Origin of the sequence: Blastomonas aquatica, assembly GCF_014639875.1 — a bacterium.
Taxonomy (GTDB): Bacteria; Pseudomonadota; Alphaproteobacteria; order Sphingomonadales; family Sphingomonadaceae; genus Blastomonas; species Blastomonas aquatica.
In genome coordinates, this window is record NZ_BMGD01000001.1 from 639,689 (window position 1) to 656,546 (window position 16,858).

The window sequence follows — 16,858 nt, forward strand, 5'->3', positions numbered from 1 at the left end:
CAAATCCCGTACTCCGGCGAACGCCGGAGTCCAGTAGCGGGAATGCACTGCGTCGCCCTGGATTCCGGCGTTCGCCGGAAAACAGCGTAGTGACGGTTCCCCTCCTCACCTCGCCCGCCCTCGGTGCAATGGCGCATGGCTTTACCGGACGGCGCGGCGGGGTATCCACCGGGCTGGTTGCGGGGCTCAATGTCGGGCTGGGGTCGGATGACGATCCGGTCGCCGTGCGCGAAAACCGGCGACTGGCGACAGACGCCATCCTCCCCGATGCGGATTTGGTGACGCTGCACCAGGTGCACAGCGCGGACGTGATCCATGTCATCGAGCCGATCCCCACGGATACGCGCCCGAAAGCCGATGCGATGGTCACCGACCGGCCCGGGCTGCTGCTGGGCGTGCTTGGTGCCGACTGCCCGCCGATCCTGTTCGCCGACGAAGCGGCGCAGATCATCGGCGCAGCGCATTCGGGCTGGAAAGGGGCATTCGCCGGTGTCGGCGAGGCGACCGTCGCGGCGATGGAGCGGCTGGGCGCGGACCGGGGGCGGATCGTTGCCGCAATCGGCCCGTGCATCCAGCAGAAAAGCTATGAGGTCGACAGTGGATTCCTGCAGCGCTTCTGCGAGGCCGACCCCGAAAACGAACGCTTCTTCCGCGAAGGCAAGCCGGGGCATTACCAATTCGATCTCGAAGGCTTCATCGCGGCACGGTTGGCGGGGTGCGGCATCGGCACGGTGCACATGAGCGGGGTCGATACCTATTCGGACGTGGAGGGCTATTACAGCTTCCGCCGCGCAACGCACCACGGTGAGCCAGATTACGGACGGCAGATGGGGGCGATCGGGTTGAGGGAATGATATCGCACTTGATGGGTGAGGCACCATGTTTGGCCTCTCCCTTGATGGGAGAGGCAGCGAGACTTGGCAGCTTGCTGCCTACTCGCAGCGGTGAGGGTGATGGCGCGTCTGGGTGTTAGCGGTGCATTTGCGCACCCCTAACGCAATCCGGAAAGATCACCCCCACCCAACCCTCCCCCATCGAGGGGGAGGGCTTTTGCAGCATTCCCCGCCTGCGGGAGGGGAGAAACAAGTGCTGGAGTTGATTTGAAAACCATCTGGGGCCTTCTCATCGGCATCGCGGGATTCGCGCTAACGCTTGTTCTCCCCGCACCTGCGGGCATGGAGCCGCAGGCTTGGAGCACCGCGGGCCTCGTGTGGTGGATGGCGACATGGTGGATGACGCAGGTGGTGCCCCTGACTGTCACCGCATTGCTGCCCTTCGTCGTCCTGCCGCTCACCGGGGTGATGAGCGCCAATGCCATCGCGGCGGAATATTACTCGCCGATCCTGTTTCTGATCCTCGGCGGGGCGTTCCTTGCGCTGGCGATCGAGCGGGTGGGGCTACACAAGCGCCTCGCGCTCGCGATCGTCAACCGATCGGGGCACACCTCGGCGCAATTGCTGTTCGCGTTCATGATCGCCACCGCGACGCTCTCGCTGCTGATCTCGAACACCTCGACCACACTGATCATGGTGCCGATTGCCAGCGCGGTGCTGCTGGCAGGCGGAGTGGCCGAAGGTGAGAGCGACGGCCTTCCCGGCGCACTGATGATGGGGATCGCCTTTGCCGCCTCGGTCGGCGGGCTGGGCACATTGGTCGGATCGCCCACCAACGCGATCGCCGCAGGGCTGCTGGAGAAGACCACGGGCCTGCAGATCGGTTTTGCCGAATGGGCGGCCTATGGCATGCCGATCGTCATCCTGGGCATCCCGATCAGCGCCTATATCCTGGCGCGGGTGCAAAAGCTTGCCAGCCACCCCTTCGATGTCGATGCCGCGCGCAGCGCGATCGCGCGACAGGACCAGTGGAGCGTGCCCGAGCGGCGGCTGGTACCGGTGATCGCATTGGTCGTGATCGCGTGGATCCTGCAGCCCTGGTTCAGCGACATGCTGCCCGCAGGCGCGCTGACCGACGGCAGCATCGCGGTGATCGCGGGTATAATCCTGTTCATCATGCCCGATGGCACTGGCCGCCCGATGCTGGTGTGGAAGGAGGCAAACCGCGCGCCGTGGGACGTGATCATGATGTTCGGCGGTGGGCTCGCGCTGGCGGCGGGGATCGGCGCATCGGGGCTGGATGGCTGGATCGGCACCGCGCTCGAGCCGCTCGCGGGCGTTCCGCTGATCGTTATCGCGCTCGCCTTGACCGCTCTGGTCGTGTTGGTCACCGAGTTCGCCAGCAACGTAGCGACCGCGAGCGGAGTGATGCCCGTCGTCGCCAGCCTGATCGTGACGCTGGGTGTCGATCCGGTGCTGCTGGCGATGCCGGTCGCCATGGCGGCGAGCTGGGGCTTCATGCTGCCATCGGGCACCGGCCCCAACGCGATCGCCTGGGCGAGTGGTAACATATCGCTGCCGCGTCAGCTCAAGGCCGGGCTGATGCTCGATATCGCGGGCGTTCCGCTCATGGTCGGCACGATCTGGATGGTTTCCTTTGTAATCAATTGAGCGGTGCGGCATGATGGGAGCATAACAAGGGACGGGCAACAGCCCCGCCCAGACTGCAGGAACCCAACCATGACCGACACCCCTGTCAAGCCGATCACCACCCCCACCCCGCGCCGCAAACCCAAGCCGAAAGTGGCGACTCTGGGCGGACGGAAGCTCAAGCCCGCCACCTTGATGATGGGTCATGGCTTCGACCCCGTGCTCTCCGAAGGTTCGCTGAAGGCGCCGATCTTCCTCACCTCGACCTTCGCGTTCGAGAATGCGGCGGCGGGCAAGCGCCATTTCGAAGGTCTGACCGGCAAGCGCCCCGGCGGCGCGGAAGGCTTGGTCTATTCGCGCTTCAACGGCCCCAACCAGGAGATTCTCGAGGATCGCCTCAGCATTTGGGACGATGCCGAGGATTCGCTGGTGTTTTCGAGCGGCATGTCGGCGATCGCCACGCTGTTGCTCGCCTATTGCAGCAACAATGATGTCATCGTCCATTCGGGCCCGCTCTATGCCGCGACCGAAACGATGATCGCGCGCATCCTCTCGCGCTTCGGTATCACCTATCTCGATTTCCCCGCAGGCGCGACCCGAGAGGAAATCGACATGGTGCTCGAACAGGCCAAGGACATGGCGGCCAAGCAGGGCGGCCGGGTCGCGATGATCTATCTGGAAAGCCCCGCCAACCCGACCAACGCGCTGGTCGATATCGAGGCGGTGGCAGCATCGCGCGATGCCGTGCTGGGCGGTGAGACCCCCACCCCGATCGCGATCGACAACACCTTCCTGGGGCCTTTGTGGCAGCAGCCGCTGCACCATGGCGCGGACATCGTGGTCTACAGCCTGACCAAATATGTTGGCGGGCACAGCGATCTGGTCGCAGGCGGACTGTCCGGCCCCAAGAGATGGATGGACCCGGTGCGCGCGCTGCGCAACACCATCGGCACGATCTGCGATCCCAACACCGCGTGGATGCTAATGCGCAGCCTCGAGACGGTCGAACTGCGAATGAACCGTGCGGGCGAAAACGCCGCCAAGGTCTGCGAATTTCTGGCGCAGCATCCCAAGGTCGAAGGGCTGGGCTATCTGGGCATGATCCACGATGCGCGCCAGCAGGATATCTTCGACCGGCATTGCTCGGGCGCGGGATCGACCTTCTCGCTGTTCATCAAGGGCGGTGAGGCGGAGAGCTTCCGCTTTCTCGATGCGATGGTGATCGCCAAGCTGGCAGTGAGCCTGGGCGGAACCGAGACGCTCGCCAGCCATCCTGCAGCGATGACCCATCTGTCGGTGCCCGATGCGCGCAAGGCGGCGCTGGGCATCACCGACAATCTGGTGCGAATCTCGATCGGCGTCGAAGACCCCGACGATCTGATCGCAGACTTCGAACAGGCGCTCGACGCGGTGTGATGGCTGTTCCGGCCCTCGGTAGCTCCGGGGGCCGGATTTTTTAGCGGATGGCGCGGTACGGCACGCCGCCGGTGCCCGCCTGACGCTGGCGAATCAGCCGGATGTACGTCGCGGCCAGTCCGCCGTTGATCCGGTCCCAGCTGTATTTCTCGCTGCGCCTGATCCCTGCAACCCCATGCGTATGGCGAAGTGCGGGGTCGCCGCAATAGGCCTGAAGCGCATCGGCAAATTCGACCGTCGCACCGGGGCGGACCAATTGGCCGGTGACGCCATGTTCGACCAAGCTTTCGCTTCCGGTGGCGCGCGCAGCGACCACGGGAAGTCCGCATGCCATGGCCTCGAGCGTCACGTTGCCGAAGGTCTCGGTGATCGAGGGGTTGAAGAACATATCCATGCTGGCGACCGCGCGGCCAAGGTCGGCCCCACCCTGAAAGCCAGCGAACACCGCGCCGGGCAGCCGCGATTCGAACCAGCCGCGCGCGGGCCCCTCGCCCACCACCAGCACCTGGTGCGGAATCTGGCGGCGGATCAGCCGGTCGATGGTGTCGGAGAACACATCGAGCCCCTTTTCCATCACCAGCCGGCCAAGAAAGCCGATCACGGGAACGTCGTCGGTCAGCCCCAGGCTGCGCCGCCAGTCCATATCGCGGACCTGGGGGTTGAAGATGTGCTTGTCGACGCCGCGCGACCAGATGCCGACGTCATAGCTCATCCGCTGTTCGCGCAGCACCTGCGCCATCGAATCCGACGGCGCGACGATGGCATCGCACTTGCGATACAACCGCCGCAGGATCGCCTCGAGCACCGGCTCGAGAAACGCCATGTTGTAATAGCGCGGATAGGTCTCGAACCGGGTGTGCACCGACCCCAGGATTGGCAGGTCATGCTTTTTCGCCCAGCGCACCGCGCTGTGGCCGGCGCTGTCGGGGCTGGAGACATGCACGATATTGGGCGCGAACCGATTGAGGTCCTTCTTGATCGCCGGCGGCAGGATGGTGGTCGCGCGGTATTCGCTGCGTCCGGGAATCGCGATCGAGGGCAGGCTGACCAGATCGCCGGCAGGCTCGAACGCGGGTGTCTTGGTGGTGGGAGAATAGACGCGCACCTTTGCGCCGTGTTCGAGCAACCAGCCGACGAGCCGATTCAGCGCCTGATTCGCGCCATCGCGCACATAATTGTAATTGCCGCTGAACAGCGCAATGCGAAGATCGGAAATTTCCATGATGGGCCCGCCTTAGGCGCGCCGGCGCGGAAAAGCCAGAGTGTGCAGAGCGGGTGCGCGGTGCGCCCGGTCAAGCCTGCGCGGCGATCGGTTCGGCCGGAGGCAACAGCCGGATCCGGGTGACGCGCCGGTCATCGCCATCGACGATTTCGAGCCGCCAGCCGCTGGCGTGATCGAGGATGCGCCCGGCTGCAGGAACTTCGCCTGCCAGGATGAACGCAAGGCCACCCAGCGTATCGACATCCTCGTCGATTTCGCCCAGCGCCGCGTCGATCAGCTTGGCGACATCGTCCAGCTCGGCGCGGGCATCGGCGTCCCAGCTGCCATCCTCGCACTGGGTGAACAGCGTTTCGGGCTCGTCGTCGTGCTCGTCCTCGATATCGCCGACGATTTCCTCGACCAGATCCTCGATCGTCACCAGGCCTTCGGTGCCCGAATATTCGTCGATGACGATCGCCAGATGGGTGCGCGTCTGGCGCATTTCGGCGAGCAGATCGAGCACGCCCATGGTTTCGGGAACAAAGCGTGGCTGGCGGATCAGATTGTCCCATGTTTCGGGGCGCGGGCCATCGGTAGCGATGATCGGGAAGACGTCCTTGATGTGGACCATGCCGACGATGTGATCGAGCGAGCCGTCATAGACCGGAACCCGGCTGTGGCCGTGCTCGGCGAAGATCTGCACCAGCGCATCGAAGCTGGCGTCCTTGTCGATTGCGATGATGTTCATTCGCGGCACCGCGACGTCATCGACATCGTGCTCGCTGAAGTGCAGCAGGTTGCGCAGCATCTCGCGCTCGACGCGGGACAGGTCTCCCTTGCCGGAAGACGCGTCGCTATCGTCATCATCCTCATGCTCGTCGATCGCTTCTTCGAGCTGGGCGCGCAGCGACTGATCGTGGGTTTCTCCAAACAGCAGGGCCTTCAGACCCCGCCAAATTCGTCCCGTGCCCTCGTCGCTTGCGGACGCTTTGGCGCCGCCATTACTGTCACCGTCTGCCATGACTGGCTGTATCTTAACCCCGCTGCTGGATGTAGTGGAAAAGCCCGATGCCATTACGCGGCGTCAATATGGATTGTCTAACCCCAAATTGGCAAGGGCTTTCACTTCGAGCTCTTCCATGTGCACCGCAGCCGCCTCGTCGATATGGTCATAGCCGACAAGGTGCAGCGTGCCGTGCGCGAGCAGATGGGTGGCATGGGCGGCGACATCGATGCCCTTTTCTGCTGCTTCGGCAATGCACGTCTGGTAGGCGAGCATGATGTCGCCAAGCAGCACCTCACCGTCATCGGTGTTCGCGAGCGCAGCCAGCATGTCGGGTTCGACCATCGGGAACGACAGCACGTTGGTGGACTTGTCCTTGTCACGAAAACTGCGGTTGAGCGCCTGCACCTCGTCATCGCTGCCGAAATGGACGCTGATCGAGACCGTGAACCGGGCATTGGCCCACGAACCGTAGGGGCTGACCGCCAGGGCTGCATCGACAGCGCGCGCGGCCAACGCTTCCCAATCCGTGTCGTCGGGCCAGAGCGGATCGGTCGAGACGTCGGTTTCAATCATGTCTGCCCAAATTCCTGACCCGCTTTCCGGCGAAAGCCGGAAACCAGAGCGTATGCAGGACAATTTCGCCCCTGGACTCCGGCTTTCGCCGGAGAACAATCAAGCATCCTTGCCCTCATAGGCCTCCACGATTCGCCCGACGATCGGGTGGCGGACCACATCGGCGGCGGTAAAGCGCACCGTGCCGATGCCATCGACGCCCTCGAGCTTGCCCACCGCGTCGGCTAGCCCTGAAGCGCCGACGCCACCGGGAAGATCGACCTGCTTGGGGTCACCGCAGATCACCATCCGGCTGTTCATGCCAAAGCGGGTGAGGAACATCTTCATCTGCGCTGGCGTGGTGTTCTGCGCTTCATCGAGGATGATGAAGCTGTCGCCCAGCGTACGCCCGCGCATGAACGCCAGCGGGGCGATCTCGATCTCGCCGCTGGCGATCCGCCGCTCGACCTGTTCGGCCGGCAATGTGTCGTACAGCGCGTCGTAGAGCGGGCGCAGGTACGGATCGACCTTTTCCTTCATGTCGCCAGGCAGAAAGCCCAGTCGCTCGCCCGCCTCGACCGCAGGGCGTGACAGGATCAGCCGGTTGACGCTCCCGGTGATCAGCTGGCTGACCGCCTGCGCGACCGCCAGATAGGTCTTGCCGGTACCTGCCGGGCCCAATGCGAAGATAATGTCATCGCGCACCAGAGACTGCATATACGCGGTCTGAGTCGCCGAGCGCGGTACGATGGTCTTCTTGCGGGTGCGGATCATGATGCCGGGCGGCTGTGCGACATCGCTGCGCACGATGCCCTCCAGCGTCGGCTCCGCCGACATGCTGATCAACGCCTCGACCGCGCCTTCATCGATATCCAAACCCTGTTCTATCCTTTTGTGCAGCCCCACCAGAACGTCGCGGGCGCGCGCGGCGCTTTCTGCCTCGCCCTCGATCTGTATACGGTTGCCGCGCGCAGCGATATAAACACCCAGCCGGTTTTCGATCGCGACCAGATTCTTGTCGAACTGGCCGAACAATGGCCCGAGCAATGTCGGCTCATCGAACTCGACCCCGATCCGTGCCTTGTTGGCGGGCTCGGGCCGGTTGAACGGAAAATCGGTGCCATAGACCGGCGAAAGCTTGGTGCTCTGCGGCTCGGGCTTGCCGCGGAACTTACCGCCATCGCTGCTGCGGCGATCGCCGCCGCTGCCGCCGCCCTGCTTGCGCGCCATCAGGCGGTCACCAGTGCGAGGGCTGCGCCTTCCAGGCTGTTGGGCCCGGCAGACATGATCTCGACATCGATCAGGTCACCAAGCTTTGCAGCCGGATCGATGACGTGCACCGATTGCAGCCAGGGCGACTTGCCGATCAGCTGGCCCGGTTTGCGCCCCTGCCGCTCGAGCAGCACTCGGGTGCGCTTGCCGACCGTGGCCGCGTTGAAGGCATGCTGCTGTGCACCCAGCAATTCCTGCAGGCGCTGCAACCGTTCATCCATGATCTCAGGGCTGATCTGATCCTCCATATCGGCAGCGGGCGTGCCGGGGCGCGGCGAATATTTGAAGCTATAGGCCTGGGCGTAGTTGGCGGCGCGCACGATATCGAGCGTCGCCTGAAAGTCCGCTTCGCTCTCGCCGGGAAAGCCGACGATAAAGTCGCCCGACAAGGCGATATCGGGCTTGGCCGCACGCACCTTGTCGATGACCGCAAGATAGCTCGCCGCATCGTGGCTGCGGTTCATTGCCTTCAAGATGCGGTCGCTGCCCGATTGCACCGGCAGATGCAGATACGGCATCAGCTGGGGAATTTCGGCATGCGCGGCGATCAGCGCGTCGGTCATGTCATTGGGGTGGCTGGTGGTGTAGCGGATCCGCTCAAGTCCGGCGATATCCGCCAGCGTCGCGATCAGCCCCTCCAGCCCCCGGCTGCGACCCTTGTCGTCATCCCCCATCCAGGCGTTGACGTTCTGGCCAAGCAGCGTGATTTCCCTGACCCCGCCATCGACCAGGGCCTTGGCCTCCTCGACCAGATCGGTGAACGGACGGCTGATTTCTGCGCCGCGGGTATAGGGCACGACGCAATAGGTGCAGAACTTGTCGCAGCCTTCCTGGACGGTCAGAAATGCCGAGGGGCGGGGCTGGCGTGCGCGGGCAGGCAGCGCGCCGAACTTGGTGGCGGCGGGCATATCGGTATCGATCGCTGCTGTTCTGCTGCCACTGGGGTTGAGACGCGCCTGCTCGATCAGTTGCGGCAGCCGGTGATAGGCCTGCGGGCCGACCACGATGTCGACGCTGGGCGCGCGCCGGGCGATTTCTTCGCCTTCGGCTTGCGCAACGCAGCCGGCGACCGCGATCATCGGCTTGCTGCCGTCCTCGCGACGCAGTCTGCCGATATCCGAATACACCCGCGCCACCGCCTTTTCGCGGATATGGCAGGTGTTGAGGATCACCAGATCGGCGTCTTCGCGCGCGTCGGCCTGTTCCATCCCCTGCGCAGCCAGCATCTCGCCCATCCGTTCGCCATCATAGACGTTCATCTGACACCCGAACGAGGTGACGAAATAGCGGCGGGGTCCGCCCTCCGCATCGGGGGCGGAAGACGTGGGGACAAGAGTGTCTGTGGTTTGGTTCATGGATGCGACCGGCTATACAGCCGGAACGCGGCCCAAGGAAGCAGAAAGCGCCGACTCGATCCGCGCGCGCGCTTCGGCTGCGATCGCCTTGCGACCCGGGACATCGGCAGGGCTGAACGGCTCAAGAAAATGCAGCGTCACATCGAAGTTGCCCTTGCGGGTAAATAGTCTGAGCGCGTTGTTGGGCGCGGTCTCTTCCCCCACCCAGGCGATGTCGTGCGCAGTCGTGCCATAATCCAGATACATCGGCTGCACCATCACGCCGGGCGGTGGCGGATCGAGCACCTGCAGCAGCGGCGACTTGAACGGCAGCAGCCCGCTGCCATCGCTGGTGGTGCCTTCGGGAAAGATCGTGATTGCCCAGGTCTCGCTCAACGCATCGCGTAGTTCGTTGATCTGCCCGGCGATGCCCATGCGGTTGCCGCGCGACACGAAAACGGTGTTGTTGAGCTTGCACAGCCAGCCGACCACTGGCCAGCTCTTGATACCATCCTGCGCGACGAAACTGCTGCCGTTGCGCCCCGCGATAACCGGAATATCGAGCCAGCTCAAGTGGTTGGAGATATAGAAAACATCCCGCTTGAGCGGTGTGCCGACGATACGCACCCGCGCGCCGCAGGCCCGGCCCACCAGCCGCAGGAACAATTTGGGCCACGGATTGGACAGCCTGAGCACACGCCAGATGTAATAGAGCGGTACGCATAACACTAAGGCAAGCACGATGATGCCCGCACGCGCCGCCAGCCGTACCCGCCCGATCACGCCGGGATCGCGCCAGTGCAAATGCGCCATATCGGGCGTGTCGGGGTAAAGCGGGGGTGGCGACGCGGGCGACACGGCCTGATCTGGGGGCGGCGGCGCGACAGCCTCGCTCATGTGCTATCCGTCTTTGCGATCGATCGAAACGCCGTACAGCTCCATGCGGTGATCGACCAACCGATAGCCCAGCTTTTCGGCGATCAGCTTCTGCAATGCCTCAAGCTCGGGATCGACAAATTCGATGACCTTGCCGGTTTCGACATCGATCAGATGGTCATGATGTGCCTCGGGCGCGGCTTCGTAGCGCGCGCGCCCATCGCCGAAATCATGCCGGTCGAGGATACCCGCCTCTTCGAACAACCGCACCGTGCGATAGACGGTGGCGATCGAAATACGCGGGTCGATCGCCGAGGCACGTTCGTGCAGACGCTCGACGTCGGGATGATCATCAGCTTCCGACAGAACACGGGCGATGACGCGCCGCTGATCTGTGATCCGCAGGCCTCGGTCAGCGCACAGCGCCTCCAAGTCTATTTTCTGGCGCATGCTGCCCCTTTGAATGCCGTTGCTGGTTTATGCCAGCCAAGCTGCGCGCAAATGCAGCACGCTGGCTGGCCAGCGCGGTCAGTGCCGCGCCTGCCAGCCAATTTATCGTACATCGCAACAATTGCAACCGCCCGCCGAGGCAATGCGGTAAAACCAGTTTATTTTACCGGACGCTTGCCCGGCTTGCGGCCCAAGCCGATCTTCTTGGCCAGTTCACGACGGGTCGCGGCGTAATTGGGAGCGACCATCGGGTAATCGGCAGGAAGGTTCCAGCGCGCGCGATACTCGTCGGGGGTCATGTTGTAATGCGTCATCAGATGGCGCTTGAGCATCTTGAGCTTTTTACCGTCTTCTAGGCAGACGATATAGTCGGGCTTGATCGAAGCCCGCACCGAAACTGCAGGTTCGGGGCGCTCGACTTCGGCGACGGCTTCAGTCGGCGAAAGGCCGTTGAGCGCGCGATGTACATTTTCGATCAGGGTGGGAATGTCCGATACGGCAACGCTGTTGTTGCTGACATGCGCGGCAACAATATCCGCTGTCAGCGTAATCAGCGTCTCGTGCATTTCAAAATCTGTGTCCGCCATGTTGCGTGATCCCGTTTCTATGTTTTGATTAACGACCCATAATCCGGCACTTTGGCCGAACGTGCGCGGTATGCAAGAACAGCCTGCGGGCGTCAACGTCATTGTTGCCAGTCAGTGGCAGTGAACGACAAAATGCAGGGTGATCTCTTACTAATCTTTATGCAAGTTATTTATAATATCAACTCCAGTGTCAGAGCATCGTAAAACTGAGAGTCTAGCCCTTTATAGTAATTTTTGCGCAGGCCGATCTGCCTGAACCCAAATTTATGGTAAAGACGACTGGCAGGATTATTGCTTCGCATCTCGAGAAGGATCCGCCTTACCCCGGCATCCACCGCATTATCAATAACTTGGGTCAGGAGCGAAGAACCCGCCCCAGAATGACGCCATCGTGGTATCACTGCAATCAACAGCAGTTCTTCCTCATCCCCCACGCGCCGCGACATTGAAAATCCAACAGGATCTCCCGAAGCGCTAGCATCGGTGGTCAACGGCATTTCAGCGATGATCGTATGGGTCAGCGGGATCGCCAGCATCGACCTTGTCTGGCTGTGGTTCCACGCCTCGCCGTACATCGGATCGAACGCGGTCTGCATGACCTGCATGACCGGACCAAGCGCATCTTCGGCAGCCATTCCCGAAATCAGCTGCAACGGCCGGCGGGGTTCAGACAGGAAACGATCCCCGGTCATCGCGTCAGCCAGGCGCGTGTGCTTTGGCAGGCGTTGGAACCGCCATGGGCTTGGCATCAGCCCCTCGTCCATAGACCGGGTCGGCAGGCAGAGCGCGGGCGGACGGTGCGAGCAGCAGCGCTTTGCGCGCATCGGGCAGCAGCGCCAATGCGGTGCCATGGCCACGCGCAGCCACCAGCGCTTGCGCCATCGACCCGGCGACAAGCGCCTGGACGCAGATATTCGCGGCCGCGTCGGGGGCCAGCGAGGTGAGAGCTGTGGCAGGCTGGCGGGCAGCATCGAAGGACTGGACGAAATACTCACCATGCCCCCCGGTCATCACGACATCGACACCGGGCATATCGGGCATGGCGTCCAGCGCCATCGCAGCGATCAGATCATGCGTGGAATAGCCGCTGACCGGAACGTTCCAGGCCAGCGCGAGCGCACGCGCAGCCGCCAGCCCGACGCGCACGCCGGTAAAGCTGCCGGGCCCGCAATTGACCAGGATTGAAGCGGCGCGGCCTCTGCCTGGCAACCGCGCGATCATCGGGACCAGCCGCTCGGCATGCCCCCGGCCCATCACAGCATGATCGGATGCAACAAGCGCTCCTCGCGCAAACAGGGCGACCGAACAGGCTTCGGTCGCGGTGTCGATGACCAGCAGGGTGTCGTGTTCGGGCGTCATACCCGATCCGCGCTAGACGATTGTGTTGAAGCGGTCAAAACCGGGGCGCGGACCGCGTTCATACACCGTCGAGCGGTCACCATAGCCCAGCGTCGAGATAAAGTTCGATTTCACATTCGGCTGGTCGGCAAAAAACGCAGCATCCACGGCATCGTTATTAAAGCCCGACATCGGCCCGGTATCGAGCCCCAATGCGCGTGCCGCGAGGATGAAATAGGCGCCCTGCAACGACGAGTTGCGCAGGGCGGAATCACGACGGAACTGCTCCTTGCCCTCGCCGGTGAACCAGCTGCGCGCATCGGTGTGCGGGAAAAGCTCGGGCAGCAGTTCGTAGAATTCCATGTCCATGCCGATCACCACCGAGACAGGTGCTGCGATGATCTTGCTGGCGTTCGAATCCATCGCGCAGCCAGCAAGCTTCTGCTTGGCCTCGTCCGATACACACCAGACCAGCCGCGCCGGCAGCATGTTTGCCGAGGTTGGGCCCATCTTCATCAGGTCCCAGATGCCGTTCAGCTGTTCGGTCGCAACGGGCTTGTCGGTATAGCCGTTATAGGTGCGCGCGGTGCGGAACAGCTGGTCCAGCGCGCCATCATCCAGAGGAGCGGTCATCGTGATGAAATCCTTGTGTCGATACAAATAGGTAGTCTTGGCCGGAGCCAGAAGCTTCAGGCGGCGCGGACCTCGATCACTTCGGGCACATAATGCTTGAGCAGCGATTCGATGCCGTGCTTGAGCGTTGCACTCGACGAAGGGCAGCCCGAACACGCGCCCTGCATCTGCAGATAGACCACGCCCTTGTCGAACCCGCGATAGAGGATGTCGCCGCCATCGTTGGCGACCGCTGGACGGACGCGGGTCTCGATCAGTTCCTTGATCTGAGCAACTATGTCTTCGTCTTCGGGATTGGTCGGCCAATCGGCGTCTTCGGCCGGAACCGCGATTCCCGCTGCACTGGCAGCGCGGAACAACGGCATCTCGGCTGAAAAATGGTCGAGTAGCACCGAAAGGATATCGGGCTTGAGGCCGGACCAGTCTGCGCCCGGGCCTGCGGTCACCGAAATGAAGTTGTGGCCGAAGAAAACCCCCGTCACATCGCCAAAGCCAAATATAGCTTCTGCCAGCGGCGAGGCCGCTGCCTCTTCGGGAGAGGCAAAGTCGCGAGTGCCCATATCCATGACCTTGCGGCCCGGAAGGAACTTCAGCGTGGCAGGGTTCGGGGTGGTTTCGGTTTCTATCAGCATGGCTGGTTATCTGGGGCAGCGACCACGCCTTCGCAAGGCAGTTTTTCTTTCAGCCGGGCCGCCAGCGGCTTTCATTTGGGCGGGAATGCATGCCCTGCGTGCCGCATATTCACTGGTCAGTCAGAATTGCGCTGCCTATACATCGCTGCATGACCTTTCCCCTGATGCGCCCAGCGCGCGCGGCCGCGGCTCTTGCGGCCCTCTCCCTGCTTCTCACCGTTCCGTCGCTTGCCCAGTTGCCGGGCGAGCCTGCCGCCAGTGGCAAGGACGAAAACGGCAAGCCGCTGCGCCCGCCCAATCTGGAAGCAGGCGAAAAGACCCCCTGGCTGTACAAGGGCAGCAATGTCCCGGTCGACAAGGCCTGGACCTTTGGCGAATTGAGCAATGGCGTGCGCTATGCGGTGCGCCGCAACGGCGTGCCGCCGGGTCAGGTTTCGATCCGGGTCCGCATCGATGCCGGATCGATGATGGAAGCCGACCCCGAACAGGGTTTTGCCCATCTGCTCGAGCATCTGACGTTCCGCGGATCGAAATATGTCCCCGATGGCGAGGCGATCCGCATCTGGCAGCGGCTGGGCGCCAGCTTCGGCAGCGACAGCAACGCCGAGACGACCCCGACGCACACCGTGTACAAGCTCGATCTGCCCGCCGCGACCCCGGCCGGGCTCGACGAGAGCATGAAGATCCTTTCGGGCATGATCCGCGAACCCGGTTTGACCAAGGAGGCAGTGACTGCGGAAGTCCCGGTGGTGATGGCCGAGCTGCGCGAACGGTCTGGCGCGCAGGTGCGCGTCGGTGACGCGACCCGCCAGCTGTTCTTTGCCGGACAAAAGCTTGCTGAACGCTCGCCGATCGGCAAGCCCGAGACGCTGAACGCTGCGACATCAGAGGCCGTGCGCGCGTTCCACCAACGCTGGTACCGACCCGAGAACACCGTGATCGTGATCGCGGGCGATGTCGATCCGGCAACGCTCGAGGCATCGATCAAGACGCATTACGGCGACTGGAAGCTCGGCGGCAAGCAGGCACCTTATCCGGGCTTCGGTGAACCCGATGTATCCAAGCCGGTGGCACAGGCAGTGGTCGAGCCGGGCTTTCCCTATCTGGTCAGCATGGGGATCCTGCGGCCTTGGAAGCCGGTCAACGACACCATCGCCTACAACCAGCAATTGCTGATCGATCTGGTCGCGACCCAATTGATCAACCGCCGGCTCGAAGGCCGCGCACGCGGCGGCGGCAGCTTCCTGCAGGCGCAGGTCAATGCCGAAGACGTCAGCCGCTCGGTCGATGGCACCTTTGTCTCGATCGTTCCGATCGGCAACGATTGGCAGGCCGCGCTCGCCGATGTCCGCGGGGTACTGGCCGACGCCACGACCACTGCGCCCACGCCCGAGGAAATCGCTCGCGAAATGGCCGAGTTCGATGCCGCGCTTGCGGTCCGAGTCGAAAGCGCCGAGACCGAAGCGGGGTCCAAGCAGGCCGACGACGTCATCGGTGCGGTCGATATCCGCGAGACCATCGCTGCACCCGAAACCGCGCTCGAAGTGTTTCGAGACATGAAGGATATGTACACGCCCGAGCGTCTGCTCGAATCGACCCGGCGGCTGTTCACCGGGGTCACGACCCGCGCGATCCTGATTTCGCCCGAGGCTGTGCCCGATGCAACGACGCTGCTGAACACGGCTTTGACCCGGGACGTGACTGCGGATGCAACTGCCCGTCTGGCAGCAGCAGCGGTGACCTTTGACGACCTGCCCGATCTGGGTGCGCCCGGGACGGTGACCTCAACCACCGACATCCGGCTGCTGGGTATCGAAATGGTCGAGCTTTCGAACGGGGTGAAGGCGATCCTTTATCCCAACGATGCCGAAGTCTCCAAGATCATGGTCAAGGTCCGCTTTGGCAACGGCTACCAGGCGTTTCCGGCAGACCAGCCTTCTTTGGTCTGGTCCGGCCAGGCCGCATTGGTGGCAAGCGGTGTCGGCGAGATCGGCCAGGAAGGGCTTGATCGGCTGACCAACGGCCGCCGCATCGGCTTCGGCTTCGAGATCGAGAACGATGCGTTTGCCTTCTCGGCCGATACGCGCCGCAGCGATCTTGCCGACCAGCTCAAGCTGTTCGCAGCCAAGCTCGCCGAGCCGCGCTGGGACCCCAACCCGGTCCGCCGCGCCAAGGCGGGAACCGAGCTTGCCTATCGCAGCTTCTCGATGTCACCGCAGACGGTGCTCGAGCGCGACCTGAGCTATCTGACCCGCGACCGCGATCCGCGCTGGAAGGTGCCAAGCCCCCAGGAAGCTGCTGCGCTGACCCCCGAAGCGTTCCGCGCGACCTGGGAACCCCTGCTGGCGCAGGGACCGATCGAAGTGCTGCTGTTCGGTGATTTCGACAAGCCCGAAGCATTGGCGGCGCTGGAAAAGACGTTTGGAGCGCTGCCGCGGCGCGATGCCGTACCCGTGGTCAGCGGACCCGACACGATGTCGTTCCCTGCCCCGACTGCCGAACCCGTGGTGGTCCGGCATGAAGGTGCACCCGACCAGGCCGCAGCGTTCCTTGGCTGGCCAACCGGTGGCGGCATCACCAACGTGCAGGAAAGCCGCCAGCTCGAGATCCTGACCGCAATCTTCAACAGCCGCCTGTTCGACCAGCTGCGCGCGCAGGCGGGCGCAAGCTATGCGCCGCAGGTGCTCAACAACTGGCCGCTGGCGTTCGACAAGGGCGGCTATGTCGGGGTCATCGGTCAGCTTGCGCCCGAGAATGTCGGCAAGTTCTTCGACATCGCCAACGCGATCGCCGCCGATCTGGCCGAGACTCCGGTGAGCGCCGATGAACTGGCGCGCGCCACAGAGCCGCTGCGTCAATTGGTTTCGCGTGCAAGCACGGGCAACAACTTCTGGCTCAACCAGTTGCAGGGCGCGACTCGCGACCCGCGTCGCATATCTGCGCTGCGGACTATCCTTCCCGACTATACCGTGACCACGCCTGAAAGAATGCAGGCGCTGGCGGCGAAATATCTGGTCAAGGACAAGGCATGGTCGTTCGTGGTGCTACCACAGGACGCGCCCAAACCCTGATCTGAAC

General features: G+C 63.3%; 16 protein-coding genes. 4 read left to right on the top strand and 12 right to left on the bottom strand.

The window, feature by feature from the left end:
* Positions 1 to 128 precede the first annotated feature (128 nt).
* From pgeF to IEW00_RS02965, 3 genes are all read left to right on the top strand, one after another.
* On the top strand, positions 129 to 854 hold the full coding sequence (gene pgeF / locus IEW00_RS02955) for a peptidoglycan editing factor PgeF (RefSeq protein WP_188513083.1): 726 nt from the start codon (positions 129 to 131) through the stop codon (positions 852 to 854).
* Positions 855 to 1,100: 246 nt separating this feature from the next.
* Positions 1,101 to 2,504 carry an SLC13 family permease gene (locus IEW00_RS02960; RefSeq protein ID WP_188512847.1) on the top strand — a complete coding sequence of 468 codons (1,404 nt, stop codon included), beginning with the start codon at positions 1,101 to 1,103 and terminating at the stop codon, positions 2,502 to 2,504.
* A 69-nt stretch (positions 2,505 to 2,573) separates the two neighbouring features.
* Entirely contained in the window at positions 2,574 to 3,899 is a 1,326-nt protein-coding gene (locus IEW00_RS02965) for a cystathionine gamma-synthase family protein (protein WP_188512848.1), read from the top strand.
* Positions 3,900 to 3,939: 40 nt separating this feature from the next.
* On the opposite strand, the gene IEW00_RS02970 is transcribed toward IEW00_RS02965, so the two are convergent.
* The 12 genes from IEW00_RS02970 to IEW00_RS03025 all read right to left on the bottom strand — a co-directional run bounded on the left by IEW00_RS02970 (position 3,940) and on the right by IEW00_RS03025 (position 13,780).
* Positions 3,940 to 5,121 (bottom strand): glycosyltransferase family 4 protein, encoded by a 1,182-nt coding sequence (locus tag IEW00_RS02970; RefSeq protein WP_188512849.1) that lies wholly within the window; start codon positions 5,119 to 5,121, stop codon positions 3,940 to 3,942.
* Between the two features lie 70 nt (positions 5,122 to 5,191).
* The gene (locus IEW00_RS02975) at positions 5,192 to 6,121 is read right to left on the bottom strand and encodes a hemolysin family protein (RefSeq protein ID WP_188512850.1); all 930 of its coding nucleotides are present in this window, start codon (positions 6,119 to 6,121) and stop codon (positions 5,192 to 5,194) included.
* 63 nt (positions 6,122 to 6,184) lie between these two features.
* A complete protein-coding gene (ybeY, locus tag IEW00_RS02980) occupies positions 6,185 to 6,679 on the bottom strand; it encodes an rRNA maturation RNase YbeY (protein WP_188512851.1) in 495 nt (164 codons plus the stop codon).
* Between the two features lie 99 nt (positions 6,680 to 6,778).
* Entirely contained in the window at positions 6,779 to 7,888 is a 1,110-nt protein-coding gene (locus IEW00_RS02985) for a PhoH family protein (RefSeq protein ID WP_229736770.1), read from the bottom strand.
* Positions 7,888 to 9,285, bottom strand: coding sequence for a tRNA (N6-isopentenyl adenosine(37)-C2)-methylthiotransferase MiaB (gene miaB, locus IEW00_RS02990; protein ID WP_188512852.1), 1,398 nt, complete (start codon positions 9,283 to 9,285; stop codon positions 7,888 to 7,890). Before miaB ends, IEW00_RS02985 begins: the two co-directional genes overlap by 1 nt.
* Positions 9,286 to 9,297: 12 nt before the next feature.
* On the bottom strand, positions 9,298 to 10,161 hold the full coding sequence (locus IEW00_RS02995) for a lysophospholipid acyltransferase family protein (RefSeq protein WP_229736771.1): 864 nt from the start codon (positions 10,159 to 10,161) through the stop codon (positions 9,298 to 9,300).
* A gap of 3 nt (positions 10,162 to 10,164) precedes the next feature.
* Positions 10,165 to 10,590: a Fur family transcriptional regulator gene (locus tag IEW00_RS03000; RefSeq protein ID WP_188512853.1), complete on the bottom strand. Its 426-nt coding sequence runs from the start codon at positions 10,588 to 10,590 to the stop codon at positions 10,165 to 10,167.
* 158 nt (positions 10,591 to 10,748) lie between these two features.
* Complete coding sequence (locus IEW00_RS03005; RefSeq protein ID WP_188512854.1) at positions 10,749 to 11,177, bottom strand: Ros/MucR family transcriptional regulator; 429 nt, start codon at positions 11,175 to 11,177, stop codon at positions 10,749 to 10,751.
* A 170-nt stretch (positions 11,178 to 11,347) separates the two neighbouring features.
* Positions 11,348 to 11,869: a GNAT family N-acetyltransferase gene (locus tag IEW00_RS03010; RefSeq protein WP_188512855.1), complete on the bottom strand. Its 522-nt coding sequence runs from the start codon at positions 11,867 to 11,869 to the stop codon at positions 11,348 to 11,350.
* Between the two features lie 4 nt (positions 11,870 to 11,873).
* Positions 11,874 to 12,536 (bottom strand): tRNA (adenosine(37)-N6)-threonylcarbamoyltransferase complex dimerization subunit type 1 TsaB, encoded by a 663-nt coding sequence (tsaB, locus tag IEW00_RS03015; protein WP_188512856.1) that lies wholly within the window; start codon positions 12,534 to 12,536, stop codon positions 11,874 to 11,876.
* Positions 12,537 to 12,548: 12 nt separating this feature from the next.
* On the bottom strand, positions 12,549 to 13,148 hold the full coding sequence (locus tag IEW00_RS03020) for a malonic semialdehyde reductase (protein ID WP_188512857.1): 600 nt from the start codon (positions 13,146 to 13,148) through the stop codon (positions 12,549 to 12,551).
* Positions 13,149 to 13,204: 56 nt separating this feature from the next.
* Positions 13,205 to 13,780, bottom strand: coding sequence for a NifU family protein (locus IEW00_RS03025; RefSeq protein ID WP_188512858.1), 576 nt, complete (start codon positions 13,778 to 13,780; stop codon positions 13,205 to 13,207).
* A gap of 149 nt (positions 13,781 to 13,929) precedes the next feature.
* Here IEW00_RS03025 and IEW00_RS03030 point away from each other — a divergent pair, with 149 nt between their 5' ends.
* Positions 13,930 to 16,851 carry a M16 family metallopeptidase gene (locus IEW00_RS03030; protein ID WP_188512859.1) on the top strand — a complete coding sequence of 974 codons (2,922 nt, stop codon included), beginning with the start codon at positions 13,930 to 13,932 and terminating at the stop codon, positions 16,849 to 16,851.
* Positions 16,852 to 16,858 lie beyond the last annotated feature (7 nt).